Origin of the sequence: Photorhabdus heterorhabditis (assembly GCF_018448905.1) — a bacterium.
GTDB classification, from domain to species: Bacteria; Pseudomonadota; Gammaproteobacteria; order Enterobacterales; family Enterobacteriaceae; genus Photorhabdus; species Photorhabdus heterorhabditis.
This window is the reverse complement of the sequence record NZ_RCWA01000003.1, coordinates 192,592-218,707: the sequence shown is the minus strand read 5'-3', so window position 1 is coordinate 218,707 and position 26,116 is coordinate 192,592. Positions and strand designations below refer to the sequence as shown.

Sequence of the window (26,116 nt, the reverse complement as noted above, 5' to 3'; positions counted from 1 at the left end):
TCTCGTTTATGCCGATGATTAAGTTGGGCTTTTTCATTCCAGGGTAATTCTTGGCGTAGAACATCACTGAGTTGCACACCGCCACTGACATTAATGACTTTGCCTTCCTCTTCCAGAGTGCGGATATCCCGCCGTACTGTCATATGCGAAACGTTCATCAGTTCAACCAAGGCGCTGATGGAAATTGTGCGATATTCATGTACATAGCGATAAATAAAGTCTCTGCGCTCTGATGGGAGCATATTTTTTCCGGTTATTTCTGTGCCTTGATCAACCAACCCAGACCATTTTCAGTGTAGCCGATGGGGTGATACTCACAACCTAGCCAGCCTTGATAGCCCATTTCATCCAGTTTATTAAATAACCATGGGTAGTTCACTTCGCCACTATCAGGTTCATGGCGTTCCGGTACGGAGGCAATCTGGATATGACTGAATTTTCCCCATAAACGTTCAATGGTGCGAAGTAAATCACCTTCCATAATCTGGCAGTGATAAAGGTCTAGCTGAATAAAAACATTTTGGCGGTTAATTTCTTTAAGCAATATTTCAGCCTGATGCTGAGTTGTCAGAAAATAACCTGGCATATCACGATTATTAATCGGTTCAATTAATACGTTAATGTTATGTTCCGCCATCACATCAGCGGAATGTTGAATATTTCTGATATAACACTCACGTTGTTGTTCTGGTGTAAATTGTTCATCCAGTTTTCCTGCCATAGCATGAATTTGCTTACAGTTCAGAGCCAATGCATATTTCAGAGCGGTCTGTACACCTTCGGCAAATTCTTTTTCACGACCAGGAACAGAGGCTATCCCTCTTTCGTTCGCCGCCCAGTTTCCGGCAGGCATGTTGAACAGAACCTGTGTTAATTGATGCTGTTTTAACAGGACAGCCAGGTTTTCAGCGGTTTCTTCATAAGGAAACAGATATTCAACGCCTTTAAATCCAGCTTTGGCTGCGCGGGCAAAACGTTCTTTAAAAGGAACGTCGTTAAACATCGTACTTAGGTTTGCCGCAAATTCAGCCATGATGAATTCCTTTTATTCAGTTTTTGGGATAACGAGTTTCAAGTTCCTGCACTTGCCCTTTATTTAAGGTGGTGAAACCGTATGGTAATAATGTCAGATACAACCGGGCAGTATCTTCCAATTCTTCCGCATTGAAAAAAGCTTGCCGTAAAGTTTTGCCACCGACAACAGGTCCGTGGTTAGAAAGCAGAATTGCGTTGTGTTTTGCGGCCAGCTTCGCAATTTCCTCACCGATTTTCTCGTCGCCTGGTGGTAGATATTTCACCAGAGGAAGTCAGATCTACCAGACCTGTTTTTCCCTGGGCCTGTTGCTCCATCAGGCGTATTAGATTAGCGTCTTTCATGGGTGTTATTGGGTGGTGTTGCATACCACTTTTATTGACCCGTTGCCCGTTAACAAACAGATGTCCATGCACAACGGTACGCCCATTAACCGGCAGTGCAGGGCAGATCAGCGTGATATCTGTGTTCAGTTCCCCCATCAGAGCATCTGTTACTGGCCCGATATTACCCTTGCTGGTGGAATCAAATGTTGAGCAGTATTTGAAGAATATTCGCTGACAGCCTGCTTTTTGGCGTAACCAGCGGCAGGATTTTAGTGAGTTGTTCACCGCTTCATCTACCGGGCAAGAGCGGCTTTTTAGGCTGATAACAATGGCATCAATATTCTGTGGGACGACTGTATTTTCATCAGGTGCAACCAGTAACTGAACAACCCGCCAGCCGCTTTGCACCATAAAACTTGCGATATCGGTTGCGCTGGTAAAGTCATCGGCAATAACACCTAATTTAATGGTCATAATTCTTTCTCCGGTAAAGTGATACCTTTAAAAGTTTTGATAACTGCGCTGTCATCCCATTGACCAAAACCTTCGTTAGTAGCAGCAAGGAACATTTGATGTGCTGTGGCTGATAGAGGTAATGGGAATCTCAATGCCTTGCCTGTCTCTAATACTAATCCCAGATCTTTGACGAAAATATCTACGGAGGATGTTGTTTCGCTGCGCTCAACTCGAACCTTGGCGAAGGTTCTCGACCTTCCCCTGAATGGGGAATATGCTGTTATTAGTTTCTTTGGAATGCTTGAGTGCATATTAAGCGGTGGTGGTGGGGGAAGGATTCGAACCTTCGAAGTCTGTGACGGCAGATTTACAGTCTGCTCCCTTTGGCCGCTCGGGAACCCCACCAAGTTTTGAAATGTATCACTGTTGATTACAGCGGGCAGAATCATATCAAATGAGCTGCTGCTGTAAAGTCTATTTTGAAAATAAGTAACCGTATGCCGTTTTTTTATCCTTAATTGGTTCGGTTGTGAGCAAATAAGGAGTCTGTTTGCCGGTGGTGGGGGAAGGATGATTCGTCACTGCGTTCCTCGCCCTGCGGGCCAACGCGTCGCAAGCGCCGCATTGTTGTTTCGCTGCGCTCAACTCGAACCTTCGAAGTCTGTGACGGCAGATTTACAGTCTGTTCCCTTTGGCCGCCCGGGAATCCCACCAAGTTTTGAAATGTATCACTGTTGATGACAGCAGGCAGAATCACATCAAATGAGCTGCTGCTGTAAAGTCTATTTTGAAAATAAGTGACCGTATGCCGTTTTTTTATCCTTAATTGGTCCGGTTGTGAGCAAATAAGGAGTCTGTTTGCCGGTGGTGGGGGAAGGATGACTCGTCACTGCGTTCCTCGCCCTGCGGGCCAACGCGTCGCAAGCGCCGCATTGTTGTTTCGCTGCGCTCAACTCGAACCTTCGAAGTCTGTGACGGCAGATTTACAGTCTGTTCCCTTTGGCCGTCCGGGAATCCCACCAAGTTTTGAAATGTATCACTGTTGATGACAGCAGGCAGAATCACATCAAATGAGCTGCTGCTGTAAAGTCTATTTTGAAAATAAGTGACCGTATGCCGTTTTTTTATCCTTATATTGAGCCTATGAACAAATAGAACCCCATCAAGTTTTGAAATGTATCATTGTCGGTTACAACGGGCGGAGTCATATCAAATGAACCGCCGCTGTAAAACATATGTTTGAAAATTAAATTATTGAATGCTGCTCTTATGTCCCAATTGATTTAATTTTAAAGAATTATAGTGCGGTTCCCATAAACAAAAACACGTTGAGCAAGAACCCAGTATAAAGCATGACTTAGGACGTTTTTTTCAACGTCTCGGCCCGCTCTCATCATGTCTTCCGCTGTGTATGTATGGTCTATGTTAATGACGTTCTGAGTAATAATTGGACCTTCATCCAGATTGTCATTCACGTAGTGAGCTGTTGCTCCTATGATTTTTACACCTCTCTCGTAAGCTTGATGATAAGGACGGGCCCCTATAAATGCAGGTAAGAAGGAGTGGTGAATGTTAATGATCTGATTTGGATAATGTTGAACGAATTCTGGTGTCAGTACCCGCATGTATTTGGCTAGTACCACGTAATCAGGTTTGTATTGATCGATCTGGGCAATCAGTTTTTCGTCGTGTTGTTCACGGGTTAAATCTTCGTGACTGATTAAATGAAAAGGAATACCAAATTGCTCAACTAATGATTGCAATGTTGCGTGGTTGCCAATAACTGCCGCAATTTCAACATCAAGTCCATCATAAGCGCTTTTCATGAGTAAATCCCCAAGACAATGCGCTTCTTTTGTCACCATAATAACGATCCGACGACGACCCGCAGAGTTTAATTCCCGTTGAGATCCAACCGGAAGTGCGTCATCTAAATCAGCCAGAAATGTTTCATCGTTGAAGATTCCTTCAAGTTCAGTGCGCATGAAAAAACGGCCAGTGCAATGATCGACGAATTCGTTGTTCTGAACTATATTCAGTTGGTGTTTGTAGCAGATATTGGTAATTTTAGCGATTAATCCTTTCGCATCAGGGCAAATAGTACGCAGAATTTTCTTTTGTATATTTTGGTGTGGCATGAATGAGATGATTCCTTAAATCTTTTTCGTTTCTTGTTTATCTGGTTTTTGTCTGTGGTTTTTAACCACAACATTTTTTGTATTTTTTACCCGAACCGCATGGGCAAGGATTATTACGGCCAGTTTGAGGCTTTACACCATCAATATAGTACCAACGCCGATCTATACGAAGAAAACGTGAGCGTTCATGGATAAGTTGTTTATCTTGAGCTTTCTGATCAAGAAAGCAAGCTGAAAATTCAACATAGGCTTCGTTGTCGTCTTTGCCTTTTTCAGTCGCGATTACATTTAACCCGATCCATTGAGTTGCAATAAAACTTTGTTCTATATCTAAACGCCACTTTTCAGCCTGACAGTCAGGATGCCAACTGGTAATAAGATAATCGACATTGTGTTTTACATAAGCACTGTATCTGGAACGCATTAATGATTCAGCGTTGGCAGCAAATTTTATGTTTTGCAGATAAGGAGAACAACAATCTGCAAAAGTTATTGCACTACCACAAGGACATAATTCTGTCAAAATAACTCCAATTTTTTAAGGGTGAAATACCATTTTATGCGTTTTCTATTGCAAAGAAACGTAAGAGAACAAATGATAGTCACTCAATTGAACTAATATGATTGATAGTACCTAAGATAAAGGTGAAAGTCGCAATATTAAGGTAAGGGAGCGCGTTTATGGAAAAAGCACTGGCAGGCAAAGAAATTTTGATTGTAGAGGATGAACCTGTTTTTAGTTCTTTGCTGGCAGGGTATTTGCGAACGTTGGGTGCTAGGGTGTTGGTTGCATCTAATGGTGCTGTTGCATTACAGATGCTGGGAAGCGAAGCGCATATTGAACTTATTTTATGTGATTTAGATATGCCGGTTATGAATGGTATTGAATTTGTTGCCAAATTGACTAATGAGGGTGTGAGTATTCCAGTTATTATTATTTCAGCAACCAACAAGATGGCAGAAGTTGATGAAGTACTTCGTTTAGGTGCAAAAGATGTTTTATTAAAACCCGTTTCAGATCTCAATGAGATCAAAAAGGCTGTGTTGGCCTATTTGCATCCTGCGGTCTTTATGTCCGGTGCGATTGAGCAGAATAATTTGAATAAAGATTGGTTAACGTTAAAACATAATTCAGATGAAGCATTAAATATGCTTAAGCAGTTGCAACCCCCGGTTTCACAGGTGATTGCTCACTGTAGGGTCAATTACCGAAAATTAAATATGATTGATAAACCAGGGTTAATTCTCGATATGGCTGCATTGTCTGATAATGAATTAGCTTTTTATTGTCTGGATATTAGCCGTTCAAAAGAGTATGGTGTGATTTCAGCATTATTACTAAGAGTTGTATTTAATAGCTTATTACAAGAACATATCATCCATCATTCTCGGCGTTTACCCAGCATGGCAGGTATTTTGAACAGGATTAATAACTTGTTGGAGAATGCAGGGCTACAAGGGCAATTTCCACTGTTGCTCGGGTATTATCATACCGTTAATAAAACGGTTTTGCTTACTTCTGCGGGGTTACATGCCAGTATTAAATCGGGTAATCGCCAAATTCAATTAGATAGTGGTGTTCCGCTTGGAACATTGCGAACGATTTGTTCGAACCAAGTTTGTTCTCATAGTGCTGAATGGCAATGCCGGATTTGGAATACAGATAGTCAAATAAAATTGATGCTTTCTTCAATGTGTTCCAGATGAATATTACCAGAGTGACATTTTGCTTAAAAAAGCAGATATTAAACATCAAGTCACGGTGATGTAATTAAACATTACGGTGCTGTTTATCGGATAGAATTAGCTGGTATACTCAGCCCATTACGTCTGGAACCTATCTCATTAGGCTATATTTATTGGCTGTTCTTTGTAGTAAAAAGTGGATTTGCTAGTGCTTAGATAAAAGCACTGGCTTTTGGACGTGCTTAATCTAGTCCAAAAAGAGCGAGTGAAGCGGCGTACTATACCCAATAGATTTCAAGATGCATCGCGACGGCAAGGGAGCGAATCCCCAGGAGCATAGATAACTCTGTGACTGGGGTGAGTGAGTGCAGCCAACAAAGAGGCAACTTGAAAGGTAACAGGTATATGTGAGAGATAATAATGCTTTATTGGAATAGGTTCTGAAAGAGTTAGCACTGATTTTGAGTTGAAGACGGATTTGTTTCAACCAAAAACAGCAGGAGATAAGATTAATGCCATCAGTAAACAAAGTAGTTAAGAAAGCCGTTATTCCCGTCGCGGGATTAGGAACCAGAATGTTACCCGCCACGAAAGCGATTCCTAAAGAGATGCTACCTTTAGTGGATAAGCCCCTTATTCAGTACGTTGTTAATGAGTGTATTGCCGCTGGCATTAATGAAATTATCTTGGTTACTCATTCATCGAAAAATTCAATCGAAAACCATTTTGATACCAGTTTTGAGCTGGAAGCGATCCTTGAAAAAAGGGTGAAACGTCAGTTATTGGATGAAGTTCAGTCTATTTGCCCAAGCCATGTCACTATTATGCAAACCCGGCAGGGAATTGCTAAAGGGTTAGGACATGCTGTGTTATGTGCGAAGCCTTTAATTGGTGATGAACCTTTTGCTGTGATACTCCCTGACGTTATTCTTGACGAGTATAGTACAGACCTAACTAAATATAATCTGAGTGAGATGTTGGCTCGTTATAATGAAACCGGTGCCAGCCAGATATTAGTAGAGCCTGTGCCTCATGAAGAAGTTTCCAGTTATGGTGTTGTTGATTGCCAGGGAGCAAGTCTTCAACCAGGTGATAGTAAGCCAATCAAACGTGTAGTTGAAAAACCTAAACCGGAAGAAGCACCATCAAACCTTTCTATTGTTGGCCGTTATGTGCTGTCTGAAAGAATTTGGCCGTTATTGGCAAAAACAGCACCAGGGGCCGGCGATGAAATTCAACTTACCGATGCGATTGCTATGTTAATGGAAGAGGAACCCGTGGAAGCATACCACTTGCAGGGTTTAAGCCATGATTGTGGCAATAAGCTTGGATATATGCAGGCGTTTGTTCGGTATGGTATGAAACACTATGAGTTAGGCAAAGAGTTTACTGATTGGTTAGGGCTAGTGGCTTTACAGAATCAGACTAAAGAATAATTTTGCGGAAATTTAGGTATCATATGAAAGTTACGGTATTTGGTATTGGTTATGTTGGCTTGGTGCAGGCTACGGTTTTAGCTGAAGTAGGGCATGATGTACTTTGTATTGATGTAGATGCAAATAAAGTTGAAAACTTGAAAAATGGTCAGATCCCTATTTTTGAACCTGGCTTGGCACCGCTGGTTAAGAAGAATTATGAAGAAGGCCGTCTGAATTTTAGTACAGATGCAAAGGCCGGTGTTGCACACGGTAAATTACAGTTTATTGCTGTAGGAACGCCTCCTGATGAAGATGGTTCAGCAGATTTGAAATATGTAACCGCTGTTGCCCGTACTATAGCGGAGTACATGGAGAGTTATAAAGTTATTATCGATAAATCCACGGTTCCTGTTGGTACCGCCGATAAAGTTAATGCTGTTGTCAATGAGAGTCTGCGTCAGCGCAATCTTGATATTCCATTTGATGTGGTTTCTAATCCAGAATTCCTGAAAGAAGGGGCCGCTATTGCAGATTGTATGCGTCCTGAGCGAATCATTATTGGGTGTGATAACGAAAGAGTCATTGATCTGGTGCGTGAATTGTATGAACCATTTAACCGTAATCATGATCGTATGATTGTGATGGATATCCGCAGCGCAGAACTGACGAAATATGCCGCAAACTGTATGTTGGCAACAAAAATCAGCTTTATGAATGAGATCTCTAACTTAGCTGAAATGCTGGGAGCTGATATTGAACATGTTCGTCAAGGAATTGGTTCTGATTCTCGTATTGGTTATCATTTTATTTATCCGGGTTGTGGTTATGGTGGCTCCTGTTTCCCGAAAGATGTACAGGCGTTAATTCGTACTGCGGAGCAAATTGGTTATCAGCCTAAAATTCTTCATGCGGTAGAACAAGTGAATGAACAGCAAAAGAGTAAATTACCTTCTTTTGTAAAACGTCACTTTGGTGAAGATTTATCCGGTAAGACATTTGCTGTTTGGGGATTAGCGTTCAAACCGAATACCGATGATATGCGTGAAGCATCAAGTCGTGTTTTGATGGAAACATTGTGGCAGGGCGGTGCAAAAATACAGGCTTACGATCCTGAAGCTATGCAGGAAGCCCAACGTATTTATGGTCAACGTGATGATTTGTCATTAATGGGTACTAAAGAGGCGGCTCTTAAGGGAGCGGATGCCCTGATTATTTGTACTGAATGGCAAAGTTTCCGTGCACCGGATTTTGATGTCATCAAAGAGTCTCTTAAGACCCCGGTTATCTTTGATGGCCGGAATCTCTATGATCCTGAACGCCTGCAATCCCGAGGTTTTATTTATTATGGGATTGGTCGTGGTGCATCCATTAACCCAGTTATCTGAGTAATACGATGAAACTCTTAGTGACAGGTGCTGCTGGTTTTATTGGTTTCCATGTGAGTCAGCGGTTATTGCAAATGGGGTATGAGGTTGTAGGTATCGACAACCTTAATGACTATTATGATGTGAATCTCAAGCAGGCACGGTTAGACCTATTACTTGGCAAGCCAGGTTTTAAATTTGAAAAACTGGATTTAGCTGACAGAATAGCTATTCCCGATCTTTTTGAGCGACATCAATTTCAGCGGGTTATCCATCTGGGGGCTCAGGCTGGTGTTCGCTATTCATTGCAGAATCCAATGGCTTACATTGATTCGAATATAATAGGGCATATCAATATACTGGAAGCTTGTCGTCATAATAATGTTGAGCATTTATTATATTCCTCTTCCAGTTCAGTTTACGGGCTAAATAGAAAGCAACCGTTTTCTACAAACGATTCTGTTGATCATCCAATTTCGTTATATGCGGCAACTAAAAAATCAGATGAATTAATGTCTCACAGTTATTCTCATCTTTATCAGTTGCCAACGACAGGTTTGCGTTTTTTCACCGTATATGGCCCATGGGGGCGTCCTGATATGGCTTTATTTAAGTTCACTAAGGCTATGTTATCAGGGCATCCTATTGATGTGTATAACCACGGCAATATGGTTAGAGATTTTACTTATATAGATGATATCGTTGAATCAATAATCAGATTACAAGACATCATTCCTGTGCCAAATGAGAGCTGGGTGGTTGAGGATGGGCAAATATCTACCAGTTCTGCTCCTTACTGTATTTATAATATTGGTAATGGTCAACCAACTAGATTAGGTGATTTTATTGAAGCGATAGAAGAGTCATTAGGCATTCAGGCCAAGAAAAATTTTATGCCTATGCAAGATGGTGATGTTCTATCGACCTGTGCCGATTCCAGTGACATTTTTCAAAGAATAGGATTTGCACCCAATACTTCGGTCAGGCATGGTGTGAAGCAGTTCGTAGAGTGGTATTTGAGTTTTTATCATAAATCTAAATAAGGAAAAGGAGCCAGTTGGCTCCTTTTCTATTGGATCAACGACAGTTACCAAAAGAAGTAAATAGTTGTGTCTGTTTGATTATTATTTGCCTTGGCATTAGCTAGGTTACAACTAGCTCTGCTTTATCACAAAAGAATGATACAAAAACGCACAACTTGATTAAATCCTTGTCAATGATACTCAAACAAATTGATATGATAGCTGTTAATTCTTTTGTTATTTAAACAATTTAAATAATAAAAACACCCTTCTATTTTGAAAGGGTGTTTTTAATTAAATCAATTCAAAAACAACAAGTTACAGCAAGAAGCTTTCCAGAGTTTTACCTTCCTCTTCAATTGCTTTTTTGATAACAGCTGGTGTACGTCCCTGGCCAGTCCAGGTTTTAGTTTCACCGTTTGTATCAACATATTGATATTTAGCTGGACGTGCAGCACGTTTTGTTTTACCAGCAGATTTGCCAGTACTCATTGTTTGGAGCAATTCGCTTGGATCAATTCCTTGTTCAAGAATCATTTTACGAACTTCTTCCAATTTACGTGTGCGTTCTTCTAATTCCGCTTGTACCAGACTTTCTTCTTCACGGCGTTCTTCAACAACGACGGTCAGTTTTTCTAGTATTTCTTCTAAGAACTCAAGGTCACATTCTCTTGCCTGAGCTCGTAAAGTACGGATGTTATTTAAGGTTTTTAAATCGCTCATTGTCCTGGTCTCAAATTATAATGATGATGGCTGATGTGGATATAATAATAGAATGCTATTTTATTTTCTGCAATAGTCAATTTCTCATATTCCGATAAAATGACTCTTTTTTTTAAACGTAATTTCTTTACAAAAGTTATATAGCGCTTTTTATACAGCTATTTTGATTGTCATTCACCAATAACATGTTCAAAGTACCTTTAAGAGGGTACATGATTATCTCTCTAATTTATAAACCATCTATATACTAAATCGGTAAGTAATTTTAACTGTTTCTTATCATACCAGTTAAGGAAGAATAATACTAAGTTTAAAAAAACTTATGACTAATCCATGAGTTATCCTTGATTTTCTGTTGTCATTTTCTGACAGTAAATCACGCAGTTTATTAATTTGCATACAATATGCAACAAATCAATCAATCTTTCATTTGCTTAATTTAAACATGAGCATTTGCCACGCAGATGAGTCTTAATTGCCCATGTGATGTAATAATGATCATGAATGATTAAGACATCACTAAGCTAAATATTTTACGATATCAACGGATGTAGCTTACTGAGATGGATAATCACTACTAAAGTTTATGGTAAACTCATCTGACTATATGGCTTTATAAATTTTGTTAAGGGGTAGGGCCTATGGCTCAACTTTATTTTTATTACTCTGTAATGAACGCTGGAAAATCGACATCTCTGTTGCAGTCTTCATATAACTATAATGAGAGGGGGATGAGGACGCTGATTTTTACCGCAGAAATTGACACTCGGTTTGGAAAAGGAAAAGTCAGTTCTCGGATTGGATTATCCGCTGGTGCACTCCTGTTTAGCCAACAGACGGATATAGGTGAGTTGATCAGAAATGAAAATAAGCGGGAGAAAGTGCATTGTGTGTTGATTGATGAATGTCAGTTTCTTACAAAAGAACAGGTTGAACAGCTGTGTAAAGTGACTGACTACGATGATATTCCTGCCCTATGTTATGGGTTGAGAACTGATTTTAGAGGGGAGCTTTTTAGCGGTAGCCAATATCTTTTGGCATGGGCTGATAAGTTGGTTGAGCTGAAAACTATTTGCCATTGTGGACGTAAAGCAAGCCGTGTATTACGTTTTGATAGTGAAGGTGTGGCCATTTATGATGGTAAGCAGATTGATATCGGGGGTAATGAAAAATATGTGTCTGTTTGCCGCAAACACTATACGGATGTTATCAATGAAGCTAAGGAAAAACGAAAATACAGCGGTAGTTAATAATTTTTTAAAGCTTCCAGAGGACGTTTGAGGGCTTATTAGGATTGAGTCGGCGTTTTTATGGCATGAGTTAAAGGGTACTGATATCAGCACCCTTTAAGTGATATTAAGTTAGTTGATGGTTAGTTTTTGCCCGGGTTTTGTGCTGGCTCTGTTGTTTCCTGTGTGACAGTTGTTTCTGTGAATTCACGTCCATAGTATGAATCCAACAAGAGTTGTTTCAGCTCAGAAATCAGAGGATAGCGAGGATTCGCGCCAGTGCATTGGTCATCGAAAGCATCTTCAGACAATTTATCAATTTTTACTAAAAAGTCCGCTTCCTGAATACCGGCGGCGCGGATAGAGGTTGGGATACCCAGTTCAGATTTCATCTCTTCCAGCCATGCTAGCAGTTTTTCAATTTTTGTTGCGGTACGGTCCCCGGTAGCAGATAAGCCAAGATGATCTGCAATTTCAGCATAACGACGGCGTGCCTGTGGACGGTCATATTGGCTGAATGCAGTCTGTTTAGTTGGGTTATCGTTAGCGTTATAACGGATAACATTACAAATCAGCAATGCGTTAGCAAGGCCGTGCGGGATATGGAACTCAGAACCCAGTTTGTGTGCCATAGAGTGACATACGCCCAGAAAGGCGTTAGCAAATGCAATGCCAGCAATGGTTGCAGCATTATGAACCCGTTCACGGGCAATAGGATTAGTTGCACCTTCGTGATAGCTGGCTGGAAGGAATTCTTTTAGTAGTTTTAGTGCTTGAAGTGCTTGTCCGTCAGAGTATTCGTTTGCCAGCACAGATACATAAGCTTCTAGAGAATGGGTGATAGCATCCAAGCCACCAAAAGCACACAGTGATTTTGGTAAATCCATTACCAGATTAGCATCAACGATAGCCATATCTGGAGTCAGGGCATAGTCAGCCAATGGATATTTTTGACCGGTGGTATCATCAGTGACAACGGCAAATGGTGTCACTTCAGAGCCTGTGCCGGAAGTTGTGGTAATTGCTACCATTTTAGCTTTAATGCCCATTTTCGGGAATTTGTAGATGCGTTTACGGATATCCATAAATCGCAGGGCTAATTCTTCGAAATGCGTTTCAGGGTGTTCATACATTACCCACATAATTTTGGCGGCATCCATTGGAGAACCCCCCCCTAGTGCAACAATGATATCTGGTTTGAATGAATGCATTTGTTCAGCACCTTTACGAACGATGCTCAATGTCGGGTCAGCTTCAACTTCAAAGAAAACTTCTGTTTCTATCCCGTGGGATTTCAGCACATCAGTGACTTGATCAGCATAACCATGATTGAATAAGAAACGGTCTGTTACGATAAAGGCCCGTTTTGCACCATCGGTTGCCACTTCCCCTAATGCGACAGGTAGGGAACCCCGACGGAAGTAAATTGATTTTGGAAGTTTATGCCATAACATATTTTCTGCTCTCTTCGCCACGGTTTTGGTGTTGATGAGATGTTTTGGCCCCACATTTTCGGAGATGGAATTTCCTCCCCAGGAACCGCAACCTAGTGTTAGAGATGGAGCAAGTTTGAAGTTGTAAAGATCACCGATACCACCTTGAGATGCGGGTGTATTCACCAGGATGCGTGCTGTTTTCATTTTGTCGCCAAAGTACTTGACTCTTGCTGCTTGATTATCTTGATCGGTATACAGGCAGGAGGTGTGACCAATACCGCCCATTTCAACCAGTTTTTCTGCTTTTTCTACCGCATCTTCAAAACTGCTTGCATGGTACATAGCGAGCAGTGGAGACAGTTTTTCGTGAGCAAAAGGTTCAGTTTCATCAATCTGGCTGACTTCCCCAATGAGTATTTTGGTTTTTTCAGGAACATTGATGCCTGCCATTTTGGCAATTTTAGTTGCAGGCTGACCAACAATTGCTGCGTTCAGGTTACCGTTTTTCAGGATAATATCCTGAACAGCTTGCAGCTCTTTGCCTTGTAACAAATAACCGCCGTGAGTAAAGAATCGTTCACGTACCTGTTCGTAAACAGAATCCACTACGATAACGGACTGTTCTGAAGCGCAGATAACGCCGTTGTCAAACGTTTTGGACATCAGAATAGATGCAACGGCACGTTTAATATCAGCTGATTCATCAATGACGACGGGGGTGTTACCCGCCCCAACGCCGATTGCGGGTTTACCTGAGCTGTATGCCGCTTTTACCATACCTGGGCCACCGGTAGCGAGGATCAGGTTGATATCCTGGTGGTGCATCAACGCATTAGAAAGTTCAACAGAGGGTTCATCAATCCAGCCAATAATATCTTCAGGTGCGCCAGCCTCAATTGCAGCACGTAGGACCAATTCAGCGGCTTTGTTGGTTGCTTTTTTAGCTCGTGGGTGTGGTGAGAAAATAATACCGTTACGGGTTTTCAGGCTGATTAGCGCCTTAAAAATAGCTGTAGATGTTGGGTTAGTGGTTGGCACGATGCCGCAAATTAAGCCTATAGGTTCAGCAATAGTGATAGTGCCGAATGTTTGGTCTTCGGACAAAATGCCACAAGTTTTATCATCTTTATATGCGTTATAGATGTATTCGGAGGCAAAGTGATTTTTGATGACTTTGTCTTCGACAATACCCATACCCGATTCTGTCACGGCTAATTTTGCTAAAGGAATACGTGCATCGGCTGCCGCAAGAGCGGCAGCTCGGAAGATTTTGTCAACTTGTTCTTGAGAGAAGTTAGCAAATTCACGTTGCGCTTTTTTTACTCTGGCAACCATTTCATTCAGTTCAGTAGCATTAGTTACAGTCATAAAAAACGACTCCTGATAAATATTAAAAATCTTTAATATTAGGTAAAAAAGTATTTTACAGACTATTTAGTCTGGTGATTTTATGATAGCTACAGGTTACCATTTGGTATTAAATATATATTGATCTTAATCACACAAATGCAAAGCTGACTCCTTTCAGCTTTGATGGGTGATAATATGAATTGAATGGCAAAAGAGTGAATAAGATTAAGTTATTAACTTGGCGAAAATATCGAGTAAACAACTTTTTATATAAGAAATTATTAATTAAAAAATGGGTTATAGTGGATAGAAACCGAAATCTTATCGGTATAATGTAAAGAAAAAATTAAGTTTTCCATAATATTCTGGTGGATGACCATATGGAAACAGACTTACTAATACTGCGTAGCTCAATGAGGAGTTATTTGTGAGTGACTTGCTACTGGATCTTCCTGGTTACATTAAGTTTTTTGTTGGATTGTTTGCGCTAGTTAATCCCGTTGGTATCTTGCCGGTTTTTATTAGCATGACTCATTACCAGACTCAATCTGCCCGTAATAAAACTAATTTTATAGCCAATATTTCTGTTGCCATCATTTTATGGACAGCTTTGCTGTTAGGTGATTCGATCCTGCGTATGTTTGGTATTTCCATTGATTCTTTCCGTATTGCTGGTGGGATTCTTGTTGTGACTATCGCTATGTCGATGATTAACGGTAAGCTTGGGGAAGATAAGCAAAATAAGCAGGAAAAATCAGAAACAGCGATCAGAGAGAGTGTCGGGGTTGTGCCATTGGCATTACCGTTAATGGCAGGTCCTGGTGCAATCAGTTCTTGTATTGTTTGGAGTTCTCGCTACCAGGGGTGGCAAAATTTTATTGGACTTGCGCTAACCAGCGCGTTGTTTGCTTTTTGCTGCTGGTTATTATTTCGAGCCGCTCCTTTAGTGGTCAAATACCTTGGGCAGACGGGAATTAACGTTATCACCCGTATTATGGGGCTGTTGTTGATGTCTTTAGGAATCGAGCTGATTGTGACAGGGATTAGGGCATTATTTCCGGGGCTAATCTGATACGACTTGCGAGAAAAGAGGTGAATTTTTTTCTAGTCAAATTATAAATTATAATATTCTTATCATTTTTATGATAAAGCTTGTTTTATCATCTTTTCTCGTTTTTTTTATCGGTACTTCCTGAATTTTATACAAATAATCCAATATTTTTTAAATTATTCTGGTCTGTTTATACAATGTGTAACTGGCTGCTTCCACCATGGTTTTGTGATGAATGTAGGTTTTTAATTTGCATTGATTGCAATTTGTTAAAATTATGTTTATTTTCATTTGGGTTTACCTTTATATCCTGTTTTAGTTAATCATATTGTGTAAAAATCTTTATATATCAATGTATTGTTGTGTGATTTGGGATCTTTTGCCAATTAATGTAATAGGTTGTAATAAGTTGTTTGTAAGGTCAATCTTTGCAATATGAAAGGAATATTTAACAACTGGTATGATAAGCAGTCTTTAATATTTAATCCGTAAGTATTTTACTTTGGGGTGTATAACGCGAAGATGCCAGTCTTTATGGGATATATGCAGAGTGAATGAGAAGATTCACTAAATCTGGAGGAAAGAAATGAAGATCAAACAATTAAAATTATATAAGTTTGTTTCCAATATATTTTTATTATTGGCATTTCCTGTTACGGCGGTGTTTGCTGCTGAGGTACCAGAGGGGGTGAAACTTGCCGATCAACAGCAGATTACTGTAGATAATGGCGTAGAAGTTGCCTCACTTGATCCACATAAAGTTGAAGGTGTGCCGGAAACCAACATTATTCTTAATCTATTAGAAGGGTTGGTGAGTACCGGTCCCGAAGGGGAAATCGTTCCGGCAGTTGCAAGCCATTGGGAAAATCAAGGTGACACGGTATGGACTTTCTATCTGCGTGATAACGCTAAATGGAGTGATGGAACGCCGGTCACTGCACACGATTTTGAGTATAGCTGGCAACGATTGGCTGATCCAAATGTGGGATCACCTTATGCCAGTTACCTTCAATATGCTTACGTTGAAAACATTGATGATGTTCTGAAGGGTAAAAAATCTCCCGATCAGTTGGGTGTTAAAGCGCTAGATGACCATCGTTTACAAGTTATTTTGACGCATCCTGTGCCTTATTTTGTCAATATGCTCAGTCATACAGCAATGAAACCCGTGAAAAAGGATATCGTCGAAAAGTTTGGCAATAAATGGACACTGCCAGAAAATTATGTGGGAAATGGGGCATATCGGTTGAAAGAGTGGGTGGTGAATGAGCGAATAGTACTTGAGCGTAACCCACAATATTGGAATAACGAGAAGACAGTGATTGAACAAGCTACTCTTTTGCCTCTTCAGTCGGAAACTAGCGGTATTAATCGTTATCGTAGTGGGGAAATAAATATAACCAACAACGCCATTCCTCCTAATCTGTATCAGAAAATGAAGAAAGATATCTCTGATCAGGTTCGCGTTAGTCCTTATCTTTGTACATTTTATTACGAGATTAATAATAAAAAGCCACCATTTACTGATGTGAGAGTCCGTGAAGCAGTCAAGTTAAGCCTCGACAGAGATATTATTGCTAGAAAAATTATGGGGCAGGGGCAAATACCCGCTTATGGTTTTACACCAACGTTTATTGGGGGGGGCGATTTTTCTAAACCAGAGTGGGCTAACTGGACACAGGAACAGCGTAATAAACGTGCCAGAGAATTATTGGCGCAGGCTGGTTTTAATCAAGCAAATCCTCTGAAGTTCACATTGTTATACAACACATCGGATCAAAATAAACAACAGGCTATTGCCGCAGCTTCTATGTGGAAAAAGAATCTGGGAGCTGATGTGATTTTACAAAATCAGGAATGGAAAACCTCTCTCGAAAGCCGCCATGAGGGGAATTATGAGGTGACCAGAGCGACTTGGTGTGCTGATTACAATGAACCTACTGCATTTTTAAATATGCTGCTCTCAAGCAGCAGTAACAACACGACTTTCTATCAGAATAAAAATTTCGACGACTATCTGGAGCAGGCGTTAATCACTAAAGATGCTGTTGAGCGTAAGAAATTATACCAGCAGGCTGAATTTCAACTCGATAAAGACTCGGTATTGATTCCCGTTTATTACCGGGTGAGTGTACGGCTTGTCAGCCCATCAGTGGGAGGGTTTTCAGGGAAAGACCCATTGGATTATATGGATATTAAGCGACTGTATATGATAAAAAACTAGACACTAGTTTTACTCAAAAGAGTTACTGGTCCTGCAAACAAAATCGTTCCTTTTGAATGCAGGTGATAATCCGCCCCTTATTTCTGGGCCGTCAACTTATAAAAGTCTGGCGATGTAAAATTGGAGTAGAAAAAGATGATAAACACAACTAAAAAGAAATTACTTACTGCCAGCATTAGCGCTGCACTGAGTATGGTAATGGCAAGTCAGGTCTTTGCTGCACAAGTGCCTGATGGTGTTCAATTAGCGGATAAACAGGTTTTAGTTCGTAATAACGGTTCTGAACCGCAATCGCTGGACCCGCATAAGATTGAAGGGGTGCCAGAGTCACATTTGTCTCGCGATCTGTTCGAAGGCATTACTGTTGTTGGACCAAATGGTGAAATTTTGCCGGGTTCTGCAATCAGTTGGGAAAATAAAGATTTCACCGTCTGGACATTCCATATGCGCAAAGATGCTAAGTGGTCTAATGGTGACCCTGTCACTGCTCAGGATTTTGTTTACAGTTGGCAACGTCTGGCTGATCCCAATACGGCTTCTCCCTATACAAGTTTTCTCCAGTATGCTCATATCATGAATATTGATGACATTATCAGTGGTAAAAAGAAACCGGACACTCTGGGTGTAAAGGCGCTAGATGACTATACATTACAGCTAACATTGAGCGAAGCGGTTCCCTATTTGGTAAAACTTTTGGCTCATTCACCCATGTCGCCGGTGCATAAAGCTACAGTGGAAAAGTATGGTGAGAAATGGACTCAGCCACAGAATTTTGTCGGCAATGGAGCTTACAAACCGAAAAACTGGATAGTCAATGAGCGTATTGTGATGGAGCGTAGCCCGACATATTGGGATAACAAAAATACGATTATTGATCAGGTCACTTTCCTGCCAATTTCCTCAGAAGTAACGGATGTAAACCGTTATCGCAGTGGTGAAATTGATATGACTTATACCAACTTGCCGATTGAGCTATTCCAGAAGCTGAAGAAAGAGATCCCGGACGAATTACGCATTAGCCCACTTTTATGTACTTATTACTACGAAATTAATAACGAAAAACCCCCATTTAATGATCTCCGCGTCCGTACTGCACTGAAATTGGCTATGGATCGAGACATTGTGACCAATAAAGTTAAAGCACAGGGTGATATCCCGGCTTCAGGTTATACACCGCCGTTTACTGATGGTATGAAAGAAATAAAGCCAGTGTGGTTTACTGGTTGGAGTCAGGAACAGCGCAACCAGGAAGCCAAAAAATTACTGGCTGAAGCTGGCTATACTAAAGATAATCCATTGAAGTTTAACTTGCTTTACAACACCTCTGATCTACATAAAAAAATCGCCATTGCGGTAGCTTCTATTTGGAAGAAGAATTTAGGAGCTGATGTTCGTTTAGAAAACCAAGAGTGGAAAACGTTTCTTGATACCCGACATCAGGGCAATTATGACGTAGCTCGTGCGGGCTGGTGCGCTGATTATAACGAACCTTCTTCATTCTTAAATTCAATGATTTCTTATAGTAGTAATAACACGGCTCATTATAAGAGCAGTGAATTTGATAAACTGATGAAAGAATCCCTGCAAGTAAAAACTGATGATGAGCGTACCGCCGTTTACCAAAAAGCAGAAGAGCAACTAGATAAAGATTCGGCTATTGTTCCCCTTTACTACTATGTGAATACCCGGTTAGTGAAGCCCTATGTTGGCGGCTATACAGGGAAAGATCCTTTGGGTAATTTACGCACCAAAGAGCTTTATATTATCAAACACTAATGGTTGTAGGGCAGCCTGGAAATGGCTGCTTTTAGTGGCAGATTATTTTAAGGCCAGGGTTAAGGGCCAACACATAGGAACGGACAATGCTTAAATTTATTTTACGTCGTTGTTTAGAGGCGATCCCGACACTTTTGATTCTCATTACTATTTCGTTTTTCATGATGCGGTTGGCGCCAGGCAGTCCATTTACCGGTGAACGGAAGTTGCCACCAGAAGTACTGGCAAACATTGAAGCGAAATATCATCTAAATGATCCAATTTATAAACAATATTTTGATTACTTAATCCAGCTTACTAAGGGGGATTTTGGGCCTTCTTTTAAATATAAGGATTATACCGTTAACGATCTGGTCGCCGTGGCATTTCCGGTATCTGCCAGGTTAGGTGCTGCGGCATTTATTATGGCGGTTGTGTTGGGAGTCAGTGCTGGGGTGATTGCTGCACTTAATCAGAATACAAAGTGGGATTATACAGTGATGGGTTTCGCCATGACGGGGGTTGTTATCCCAAGCTTTGTTGTGGCACCGTTACTGGTGCTGGTATTTGCTATTCACCTTAAATGGCTACCGGGAGGAGGCTGGAATGGCGGAGCACCGAAGTACATGATATTGCCAATGGTGGCATTGTCTTTGGCTTATATTGCCAGTATCTCCCGTATTACCCGTAGTTCAATGATAGAAGTGCTGCACTCTAACTTTATTCGTACTGCGCGAGCCAAAGGGTTGCCATTGCGCATCATTATTTTCCGCCATGCTTTGAAGCCCGCATTGTTACCGGTTATTTCTTATATGGGACCTGCTTTTGTCGGCATTATCACTGGCTCGATGGTCATTGAAACGATCTTCGGTTTGCCGGGAATAGGGCAGTTGTTTGTTAATGGAGCATTGAACCGTGACTATTCATTGGTATTAAGCCTAACTATTTTGGTTGGTGGCCTGACTATTCTGTTCAATGCGATTGTTGATGTGCTGTATGCCGTTATCGATCCGAAGATCCGTTATTAAAACTGGAGCGCGCAATGATAGTAAATAAACAAAACAGCGAAGCTCTGGAAAATTTCTCTGAGCAACTGGAAGTTGAAGGTCGTAGTTTATGGCAGGATGCACGACGTCGTTTTATTCACAACCGGGCGGCGATTGCCAGCTTGTGTTTGTTATCTTTGATTACCTTGTTTGTGATCCTGGCACCGATGTTAGCGCAATTTACTTATGATGATACTGACTGGGCTATGATGTCGATGCCACCTGATTTTGAATCAGGTCACTATTTTGGTACAGATTCTTCCGGTCGTGATTTGCTGGTGCGTGTTGCCATTGGGGGGCGCATTTCATTGATGGTTGGGGTGGCAGCCGCTTTGGTTGCGGTAGTCGTCGGAACCTTATATGGATCATTATCCGGTTATCTGGGTGGAAAAACCGATTCAGTTATGATGCGTATGTTGGAAATTCTTAATTCATTTCCATTCATGTTTTTTGTGATCCTATTGGTGACTTTCTTTGGGCAGAATATTTTACTGATATTTGTCGCTATCGGTATGGTGTCATGGCTGGATATGGCACGTATTGTCCGCGGTCAGACGCTGAGCTTGAAACGTAAGGAGTTTATTGAAGCAGCGCTGGTGTGTGGTGTATCAACCCGTCACATTGTGTTGCGCCATATCGTCCCTAATGTATTGGGGGTGGTGGTGGTTTATGCATCTTTGTTAGTACCAAGCATGATCCTGTTTGAGTCGTTTCTTAGTTTTCTGGGATTGGGAACTCAAGAACCGTTAAGCAGTTGGGGAGCATTGTTAAGTGATGGTGCGAATTCGATGGAAGTTTCCCCGTGGTTGCTGTTGTTTCCAGCCGGTTTTCTGGTGGTGACACTGTTTTGTTTTAACTTTATCGGCGATGGCTTGCGTGATGCCCTCGATCCGAAAGATCGTTAAGGAGGTAACATGAACAGCGTTAAAAACCAGAATAGCTCTGAGCCGTTGTTGGTTGTTAAAGATTTGAACGTGACTTTTAGCACCCCGGAAGGGGATGTTACCGCAGTGAATAAGTTAAATTTTGATTTACGGGCCGGGGAAACATTGGGGATCGTAGGGGAATCTGGTTCTGGGAAATCACAAACAGCTTTTGCTCTGATGGGATTGCTTGCCAGAAACGGGAAAACTGGCGGCTCTGCTATTTTTAATGGCAGGGAAATTCTTAATCTGCAAGAAAAAGAACTAAACCGTATGAGAGCGGAAGAAATATCGATGATATTTCAGGACCCAATGACTTCTCTCAATCCCTATATGCGCGTCAGTGATCAGCTGACAGAAGTATTGATGTTGCATAAACATATGAGTAAAAGTGAAGCGTATCTTGAGTCAATTCGGATGTTGGATGCGGTTAAAATGCCGGAAGCGCGTAAGCGTATGAGCATGTATCCTCATGAATTTTCTGGTGGTATGCGTCAACGTGTAATGATCGCAATGGCATTGTTATGCCGACCAAAATTACTTATTGCTGACGAACCGACAACCGCACTTGATGTAACGGTTCAGGCTCAGATTATGACCCTCTTGAATGAGTTGAAACGGGAATTTAATACCGCGATTATTATGATTACCCATGATTTGGGTGTCGTGGCAGGTATTTGTGACAAAGTGCTCGTAATGTATGCAGGGAGAACGATGGAATATGGTTCAGCCCGTGACGTGTTTTATCAACCAACTCATCCTTATTCTATTGGTCTTCTTGGTGCTGTTCCCCGTCTTGATGGTCATGAAGAATCATTGATAACGATCCCGGGGAATCCGCCCAACTTATTGCGGTTGCCGAAAGGGTGTCCGTTCCAGCCACGCTGCCAGTTTTCAGTAAGTCATTGCGTGGATTGTGAACCAAAATTAGAAACCTTTGGCAACGGGCGCTTGCGAGCTTGTTTTAAAGCACCGGGAGAATTGGTATGAATCCGATTGAAGAAAGACGCGTGCTGCTGGAAGTAGCAGATCTGAAAGTTCACTTTGATATTAAAGATGGTAAACAATGGTTCTGGCAACCAGCAAAAACGCTGAAAGCGGTCGATGGTGTCACATTGAGGCTGTATGAAGGCGAAACCCTTGGTGTGGTTGGTGAATCCGGTTGTGGAAAATCGACTTTTGCTCGTGCAATTATCGGATTGGTTAAATCTTCTGGTGGTTCAGTAACTTGGTTGGGGCAAAATCTGCTGGATATGAATGATAAGCAGTGGCGAGATATTCGCAGTGATATCCAGATGATATTTCAGGACCCATTAGCATCGTTGAATCCGAGAATGACGATAGGCGATATTATCGCTGAGCCATTGCGTACTTATCATCCCAAGATGAAAAGGCTGGAAATCAAAGACCGGGTAAGCGCAATGATGATGAAGGTTGGATTATTGCCTAACCTGATTAACCGTTACCCTCATGAATTTTCTGGTGGTCAGTGTCAGCGTATCGGGATTGCACGGGCGCTTATCCTTGAACCTAAACTAGTGATTTGTGATGAGCCGGTATCCGCACTTGATGTATCCATTCAAGCTCAGGTAGTTAACCTGTTACAGGAATTACAGCGTGAAATGGGATTGTCGCTGATTTTTATTGCTCATGATCTTGCTGTGGTTAAACACATATCTGACCGTGTATTGGTAATGTACCTTGGGCATGCGGTGGAACTGGGAACTTATGATGAGGTTTATCATAATCCACAGCACCCTTATACCAAAGCGTTGATGTCGGCGGTACCCGTGCCTGATCCAGATAAAGAGCGAAATAAACACATTGAGCTGTTGGAAGGAGAATTACCATCACCCATTAATCCGCCGTCAGGATGCGTTTTTCGTACACGTTGCCCGATGGCAGATCCTGAATGCGCTAAAACCCGACCATTGATGGAGGGAAGTTTCCGCCATGCGGTGTCTTGTTTGAAAGTTGATCCATTGTGATGGTTGGTGACGTTGTCATATTAGATGGTGTGCCTCACTGGGTTTTACATTGAGGCATCTCTATAAACCATAAATATGAGAGTTGTTTTTTTGGTTCTGCTTGGGATTCAGGCATACATCTAGATTAGCAACTCTCGCTGGTTTAGCCGTAATCAATTCAAATTCAGTAATTTATTGATTTCATTGATTTCCTTATGCCAAATAGCTTGAAGAGCCGGTTTTTGATGCTTATTCTTTCGTCTTTTATCTTCTTGCAATAATTCTTCAAGCACAAAAAGGCGTTTTAATAACTCATCGTCGTTCTTGTCATTAACTGGCACAGACTGAACTGATGAATTTTGGGGTTCGTAGTGATTATTGATAGACGAGTCTGAGTACATACTTTTGTAAGCTGAATTTGAATCGTTGTACTCGATAAGTTTACCGTTATTGATGACAAAAAAACGGTTACACACTTTTTCCAGAAACTCACGATCATGGGAAACCAAAATGAGAGTTCCTCGATATGCTCGAAGTTGTTCTGCCAGCTCAGTTTTGCCAATAAAATCGAGATGATTAGTTGGTTCGTCCAGCATAATGATATGACTATCAATTAGAGATATTCCCAATAATAGGACACGAGCTCTTTCGCCACCACTTAATGTTTCAATCTTGGAAAATAAACGGTTATAGGTGAATCCGGCTTTTATTAACGCTTTCTTGCAGGTTTCATTATCAACTGATACGCCAGCAAAATCACAGTACATTATTAAAGCATCAATTAATGAATATTTATCATCGAGTCTGTTTAACGCCTGATCGTAATAGGCCATTATTGCTTTAGGATGGATCTGGATTTCTGAAGTATTATCAGCAAGAGTAACATAATTATGCCAAACATATTCTAAAAAGGTAGATTTCCCACATCCATTCTCACCAAGAATGGCAATACGATCACCTGATGCTGCGGTAAAGTCAGTAATATTGAATAATTTTAATGTGCTGTTTTTAAGTTGGACATTAAAATTATTTATATCAATAATCTTGTTGGCGGGGAGAGATCTCCCTAGGAATGTTAAATACCAAGGATAGTCATCTATCGTTTCGCATTGTTGCTCTTTTAATTTATCAATTCTTTTAAACATAGATTGAGCCTTTCTGGAAAGGCTGTTACTGTCATAGTTTTTACCCCATATAGCCAACTGTTTTGCGCTTGATTCAAGTCGGCGTATCTCTTGCTCTTCAGCGGCATGTTGTAATTGTAAGGTGTCTTCAAGTTTTTGGTGTTCGATTAGTGCATTGCTACATGGATAGCCGTATTTATAAAGGGTATTATTGGAAATAATCCAGCTGCAATTTGTTACGTTGTCTAGCAATCTACGGTCATGTGACACGGTGATTAAGCACCCTTTCCAGGTTGATAAAAATTGTTCAAGCCAAAGCATAGTGGGTAAATCAAGATGGTTGGATGGTTCATCTAGTAAAAGAGTATTTGGTTCCAGAAGCAAAGCCCGTGCAATCAAAATTTTCGTTTTTTGTCCACCACTCAAGTTTGAACATTTTATATGAAAATGCTCACTTCTGAAACCAATGTCAGTAAGTACAGTTTCAGCTTTCCAGCCACTGGAATAACGTTCATCACAAGGCAACACGGATAATGTAGCGTCTAGTAGACTGAAATCCAATAAAGAATCGGGAAAATGTTGCTCAATCATATAGAATTTCAGGTTATTGGCATGTGTTACTGTACCGCTATTAGGCGAAAGGTTTTTAGAAATAATTTTTAGCAAAGTAGATTTGCCAGAGCCATTAAACCCGATCAGACCTACTTTATCATTCTGGTTTAACGATACAGACAACCCCTTAAACAGATCGTTTTTTGAGCTGTGGTAATGTATATTTTCAGCAGTAATGAATGTTTGATTCTTATTTTTCATGAACAGCCTCTTTATTCCTGAAAAAAATCACAAATATTGCAGCAAAAATAGCCAGTAAGAATTCCCAAAAATAGATGTTTTGGACATCAATATTTTTACCCTGGTAATTCATTAATAAGTATATGGTTAATATGCCTATGCCGGATAGACCATTGAACGTTGATTGTAGTCTCCCTTGATAGGCTGGATCACTCATTATTTGAGCCAGGGTAATTGATAGCGCCCAGCTGGATAAACCAAACCCAACCAGGAAATAAATAGGATATGCCAAAAAGGTGTTTGAGTTTTTTGATAAGAAAAATAATGAAAATGCCATTATTACCAACAGGCAAAAAATGGTGTTCTTCATGGATATTATGCGGCATAAAATAGGCGAGAAGAAGCCACCAAGCAGAACGCCAGCTGAATACAGTGCTTCGAGAGCGGCAAACGTATCTGTACCAGCATGTAATACTTCATTGGTATAAGGAACCAACAAAATTGGAACAGTCATTAAAATTAATACACCTATTACTGGCCTATTATAGTTCCTAAATGGACTTTTTATTAAATTTTTTGATATTACTAATGGATCTACTAATTGTTTGATATACAGATCAATATGAGACATTTCATGAATTAAATTTTCCATATAATCAATTATTTTCCAGTGTTTCTTGGGTGCTATAATAATGGTTCCGAGAAATTTAATTGAAGAGGATGCGATAAAATTATCACATTTCACAATCAAAATATCATTAATATACAAATTCATTGCATAAGATAAATTTTCATTACTCATACAAATGTTATTTATTGCCACTAGAGTCTTTTTATATGTCCATTCGTTATCACAATATTCGAATTGTGATAAGCTATCATTTTGTTCAACCATATTACTGCTGATTAATTTTATGATATGGTCATATTTACTCTTATTTTTTAATGAGTATAATTTTACTTTTTCTTTCCATTATTTTCCTTTATTATCTAGCAAAGCAGTATCACAATTAATTGAATTTAAGCTAGATTGCTGATATTTGTTCCAGAGAT

General features: G+C 40.6%; 22 protein-coding genes, 3 tRNA genes and 1 pseudogene. 12 read left to right on the top strand and 14 right to left on the bottom strand.

Features of this window, described 5'->3' with window-relative positions; translation table 11 throughout:
• The 10 genes and pseudogenes from EAE89_RS03370 to EAE89_RS03325 form a co-directional block, all read right to left on the bottom strand.
• On the bottom strand, positions 1 to 242 hold a 242-nt coding region (locus tag EAE89_RS03370; protein ID WP_214085369.1), incomplete at its 3' end, for a DeoR family transcriptional regulator.
• A gap of 11 nt (positions 243 to 253) precedes the next feature.
• Positions 254 to 1,033, bottom strand: coding sequence for a 2-oxo-tetronate isomerase (gene otnI / locus EAE89_RS03365; RefSeq protein WP_054480428.1), 780 nt, complete (start codon positions 1,031 to 1,033; stop codon positions 254 to 256).
• A 16-nt stretch (positions 1,034 to 1,049) separates the two neighbouring features.
• A complete protein-coding gene (locus EAE89_RS03360) occupies positions 1,050 to 1,298 on the bottom strand; it encodes a class II aldolase/adducin family protein (protein ID WP_479687597.1) in 249 nt (82 codons plus the stop codon).
• A 10-nt stretch (positions 1,299 to 1,308) separates the two neighbouring features.
• Positions 1,309 to 1,833, bottom strand: a pseudogene (locus tag EAE89_RS03355) (four-carbon acid sugar kinase family protein); the annotation flags it as partial.
• Complete coding sequence (locus tag EAE89_RS03350) at positions 1,830 to 2,126, bottom strand: NAD-binding protein (RefSeq protein ID WP_280516004.1); 297 nt, start codon at positions 2,124 to 2,126, stop codon at positions 1,830 to 1,832. The pseudogene EAE89_RS03355 and the gene EAE89_RS03350, both read right to left, overlap by 4 nt.
• 9 nt (positions 2,127 to 2,135) lie before the next feature.
• Positions 2,136 to 2,220 (bottom strand) — tRNA-Tyr (locus EAE89_RS03345).
• A gap of 152 nt (positions 2,221 to 2,372) precedes the next feature.
• A tRNA-Tyr gene (locus EAE89_RS03340) sits at positions 2,373 to 2,528 on the bottom strand.
• A 152-nt stretch (positions 2,529 to 2,680) separates the two neighbouring features.
• Positions 2,681 to 2,836, bottom strand: a tRNA-Tyr gene (locus EAE89_RS03335).
• Between the two features lie 268 nt (positions 2,837 to 3,104).
• Positions 3,105 to 3,953 (bottom strand): formyltetrahydrofolate deformylase, encoded by an 849-nt coding sequence (gene purU / locus EAE89_RS03330; protein ID WP_054480427.1) that lies wholly within the window; start codon positions 3,951 to 3,953, stop codon positions 3,105 to 3,107.
• Between the two features lie 61 nt (positions 3,954 to 4,014).
• Complete coding sequence (locus tag EAE89_RS03325) at positions 4,015 to 4,476, bottom strand: YchJ family protein (protein ID WP_054480426.1); 462 nt, start codon at positions 4,474 to 4,476, stop codon at positions 4,015 to 4,017.
• 158 nt (positions 4,477 to 4,634) lie between these two features.
• Here EAE89_RS03325 and rssB point away from each other — a divergent pair, with 158 nt between their 5' ends.
• The 4 genes from rssB (at position 4,635) to EAE89_RS03305 (ending at position 9,464) form a co-directional block, all read left to right on the top strand.
• On the top strand, positions 4,635 to 5,660 hold the full coding sequence (gene rssB, locus EAE89_RS03320) for a two-component system response regulator RssB (RefSeq protein ID WP_054480425.1): 1,026 nt from the start codon (positions 4,635 to 4,637) through the stop codon (positions 5,658 to 5,660).
• Positions 5,661 to 6,151: 491 nt separating this feature from the next.
• Positions 6,152 to 7,075 (top strand): UTP--glucose-1-phosphate uridylyltransferase GalU, encoded by a 924-nt coding sequence (gene galU, locus EAE89_RS03315; RefSeq protein ID WP_149616467.1) that lies wholly within the window; start codon positions 6,152 to 6,154, stop codon positions 7,073 to 7,075.
• 23 nt (positions 7,076 to 7,098) lie between these two features.
• Entirely contained in the window at positions 7,099 to 8,442 is a 1,344-nt protein-coding gene (locus EAE89_RS03310; protein WP_054480423.1) for a UDP-glucose dehydrogenase family protein, read from the top strand.
• Between the two features lie 8 nt (positions 8,443 to 8,450).
• Positions 8,451 to 9,464, top strand: a complete 1,014-nt coding sequence (locus EAE89_RS03305; RefSeq protein WP_054480422.1) for an NAD-dependent epimerase — start codon at positions 8,451 to 8,453, stop codon at positions 9,462 to 9,464.
• 297 nt (positions 9,465 to 9,761) lie between these two features.
• On the opposite strand, the gene hns is transcribed toward EAE89_RS03305, so the two are convergent.
• Positions 9,762 to 10,166, bottom strand: a complete 405-nt coding sequence (gene hns, locus EAE89_RS03300) for a histone-like nucleoid-structuring protein H-NS (protein WP_054480421.1) — start codon at positions 10,164 to 10,166, stop codon at positions 9,762 to 9,764.
• A gap of 641 nt (positions 10,167 to 10,807) precedes the next feature.
• Between hns and EAE89_RS03295 the strand changes: the two genes are divergently transcribed.
• Entirely contained in the window at positions 10,808 to 11,416 is a 609-nt protein-coding gene (locus tag EAE89_RS03295) for a thymidine kinase (RefSeq protein ID WP_054480420.1), read from the top strand.
• 122 nt (positions 11,417 to 11,538) lie between these two features.
• On the opposite strand, the gene adhE is transcribed toward EAE89_RS03295, so the two are convergent.
• Positions 11,539 to 14,199, bottom strand: coding sequence for a bifunctional acetaldehyde-CoA/alcohol dehydrogenase (gene adhE / locus EAE89_RS03290; RefSeq protein ID WP_214085368.1), 2,661 nt, complete (start codon positions 14,197 to 14,199; stop codon positions 11,539 to 11,541).
• 409 nt (positions 14,200 to 14,608) lie between these two features.
• Between adhE and EAE89_RS03285 the strand changes: the two genes are divergently transcribed.
• From EAE89_RS03285 to oppF, 7 genes are all read left to right on the top strand, one after another.
• A complete protein-coding gene (locus EAE89_RS03285) occupies positions 14,609 to 15,253 on the top strand; it encodes a YchE family NAAT transporter (RefSeq protein ID WP_054480418.1) in 645 nt (214 codons plus the stop codon).
• 565 nt (positions 15,254 to 15,818) lie between these two features.
• Positions 15,819 to 17,456 (top strand): ABC transporter substrate-binding protein, encoded by a 1,638-nt coding sequence (locus tag EAE89_RS03280; protein ID WP_054480417.1) that lies wholly within the window; start codon positions 15,819 to 15,821, stop codon positions 17,454 to 17,456.
• 135 nt (positions 17,457 to 17,591) lie between these two features.
• Positions 17,592 to 19,232, top strand: coding sequence for an oligopeptide ABC transporter substrate-binding protein OppA (gene oppA, locus EAE89_RS03275; protein ID WP_054480416.1), 1,641 nt, complete (start codon positions 17,592 to 17,594; stop codon positions 19,230 to 19,232).
• An 86-nt stretch (positions 19,233 to 19,318) separates the two neighbouring features.
• Positions 19,319 to 20,239: an oligopeptide ABC transporter permease OppB gene (gene oppB, locus EAE89_RS03270; RefSeq protein ID WP_054480415.1), complete on the top strand. Its 921-nt coding sequence runs from the start codon at positions 19,319 to 19,321 to the stop codon at positions 20,237 to 20,239.
• 14 nt (positions 20,240 to 20,253) lie between these two features.
• Positions 20,254 to 21,162: an oligopeptide ABC transporter permease OppC gene (gene oppC / locus EAE89_RS03265; protein WP_054480414.1), complete on the top strand. Its 909-nt coding sequence runs from the start codon at positions 20,254 to 20,256 to the stop codon at positions 21,160 to 21,162.
• A gap of 9 nt (positions 21,163 to 21,171) precedes the next feature.
• Positions 21,172 to 22,170 carry an ABC transporter ATP-binding protein gene (oppD, locus tag EAE89_RS03260; RefSeq protein WP_054480413.1) on the top strand — a complete coding sequence of 333 codons (999 nt, stop codon included), beginning with the start codon at positions 21,172 to 21,174 and terminating at the stop codon, positions 22,168 to 22,170.
• A complete protein-coding gene (oppF, locus tag EAE89_RS03255) occupies positions 22,167 to 23,168 on the top strand; it encodes a murein tripeptide/oligopeptide ABC transporter ATP binding protein OppF (protein WP_054480412.1) in 1,002 nt (333 codons plus the stop codon). The genes oppD and oppF overlap by 4 nt, the downstream gene beginning before the upstream one ends.
• A gap of 152 nt (positions 23,169 to 23,320) precedes the next feature.
• Here oppF and EAE89_RS03250 read toward each other — a convergent pair whose 3' ends face one another.
• Together EAE89_RS03250 and EAE89_RS03245 are read right to left on the bottom strand one after the other, a co-directional pair.
• Complete coding sequence (locus EAE89_RS03250) at positions 23,321 to 25,084, bottom strand: ABC-F family ATP-binding cassette domain-containing protein (protein WP_149616471.1); 1,764 nt, start codon at positions 25,082 to 25,084, stop codon at positions 23,321 to 23,323.
• Positions 25,074 to 25,958, bottom strand: a complete 885-nt coding sequence (locus EAE89_RS03245) for an MFS transporter (protein WP_214085367.1) — start codon at positions 25,956 to 25,958, stop codon at positions 25,074 to 25,076. The genes EAE89_RS03250 and EAE89_RS03245 overlap by 11 nt, the downstream gene beginning before the upstream one ends.
• Between the last annotated feature and the right edge of the window lie 158 nt (positions 25,959 to 26,116).

What these genes read in the sequence shown, in the direction of transcription:
- otnI (WP_054480428.1), bottom strand. Translation starts at nt 1,033, where the DNA reads ATGGCTGAATTTGCGGCAAACCTAAGTACGATGTTTAACGACGTTCCT.
- EAE89_RS03350 (WP_280516004.1), bottom strand. Translation starts at nt 2,126, where the DNA reads ATGCACTCAAGCATTCCAAAGAAACTAATAACAGCATATTCCCCATTC.
- purU (WP_054480427.1), bottom strand. Translation starts at nt 3,953, where the DNA reads ATGCCACACCAAAATATACAAAAGAAAATTCTGCGTACTATTTGCCCT.
- rssB (WP_054480425.1), top strand. Translation starts at nt 4,635, where the DNA reads ATGGAAAAAGCACTGGCAGGCAAAGAAATTTTGATTGTAGAGGATGAA.
- galU (WP_149616467.1), top strand. Translation starts at nt 6,152, where the DNA reads ATGCCATCAGTAAACAAAGTAGTTAAGAAAGCCGTTATTCCCGTCGCG.
- EAE89_RS03310 (WP_054480423.1), top strand. Translation starts at nt 7,099, where the DNA reads ATGAAAGTTACGGTATTTGGTATTGGTTATGTTGGCTTGGTGCAGGCT.
- EAE89_RS03305 (WP_054480422.1), top strand. Translation starts at nt 8,451, where the DNA reads ATGAAACTCTTAGTGACAGGTGCTGCTGGTTTTATTGGTTTCCATGTG.
- hns (WP_054480421.1), bottom strand. Translation starts at nt 10,166, where the DNA reads ATGAGCGATTTAAAAACCTTAAATAACATCCGTACTTTACGAGCTCAG.
- EAE89_RS03295 (WP_054480420.1), top strand. Translation starts at nt 10,808, where the DNA reads ATGGCTCAACTTTATTTTTATTACTCTGTAATGAACGCTGGAAAATCG.
- adhE (WP_214085368.1), bottom strand. Translation starts at nt 14,199, where the DNA reads ATGACTGTAACTAATGCTACTGAACTGAATGAAATGGTTGCCAGAGTA.
- EAE89_RS03280 (WP_054480417.1), top strand. Translation starts at nt 15,819, where the DNA reads ATGAAGATCAAACAATTAAAATTATATAAGTTTGTTTCCAATATATTT.
- oppA (WP_054480416.1), top strand. Translation starts at nt 17,592, where the DNA reads ATGATAAACACAACTAAAAAGAAATTACTTACTGCCAGCATTAGCGCT.
- oppB (WP_054480415.1), top strand. Translation starts at nt 19,319, where the DNA reads ATGCTTAAATTTATTTTACGTCGTTGTTTAGAGGCGATCCCGACACTT.
- oppC (WP_054480414.1), top strand. Translation starts at nt 20,254, where the DNA reads ATGATAGTAAATAAACAAAACAGCGAAGCTCTGGAAAATTTCTCTGAG.
- oppD (WP_054480413.1), top strand. Translation starts at nt 21,172, where the DNA reads ATGAACAGCGTTAAAAACCAGAATAGCTCTGAGCCGTTGTTGGTTGTT.
- oppF (WP_054480412.1), top strand. Translation starts at nt 22,167, where the DNA reads ATGAATCCGATTGAAGAAAGACGCGTGCTGCTGGAAGTAGCAGATCTG.
- EAE89_RS03250 (WP_149616471.1), bottom strand. Translation starts at nt 25,084, where the DNA reads ATGAAAAATAAGAATCAAACATTCATTACTGCTGAAAATATACATTAC.
- EAE89_RS03245 (WP_214085367.1), bottom strand. Translation starts at nt 25,958, where the DNA reads ATGGTTGAACAAAATGATAGCTTATCACAATTCGAATATTGTGATAAC.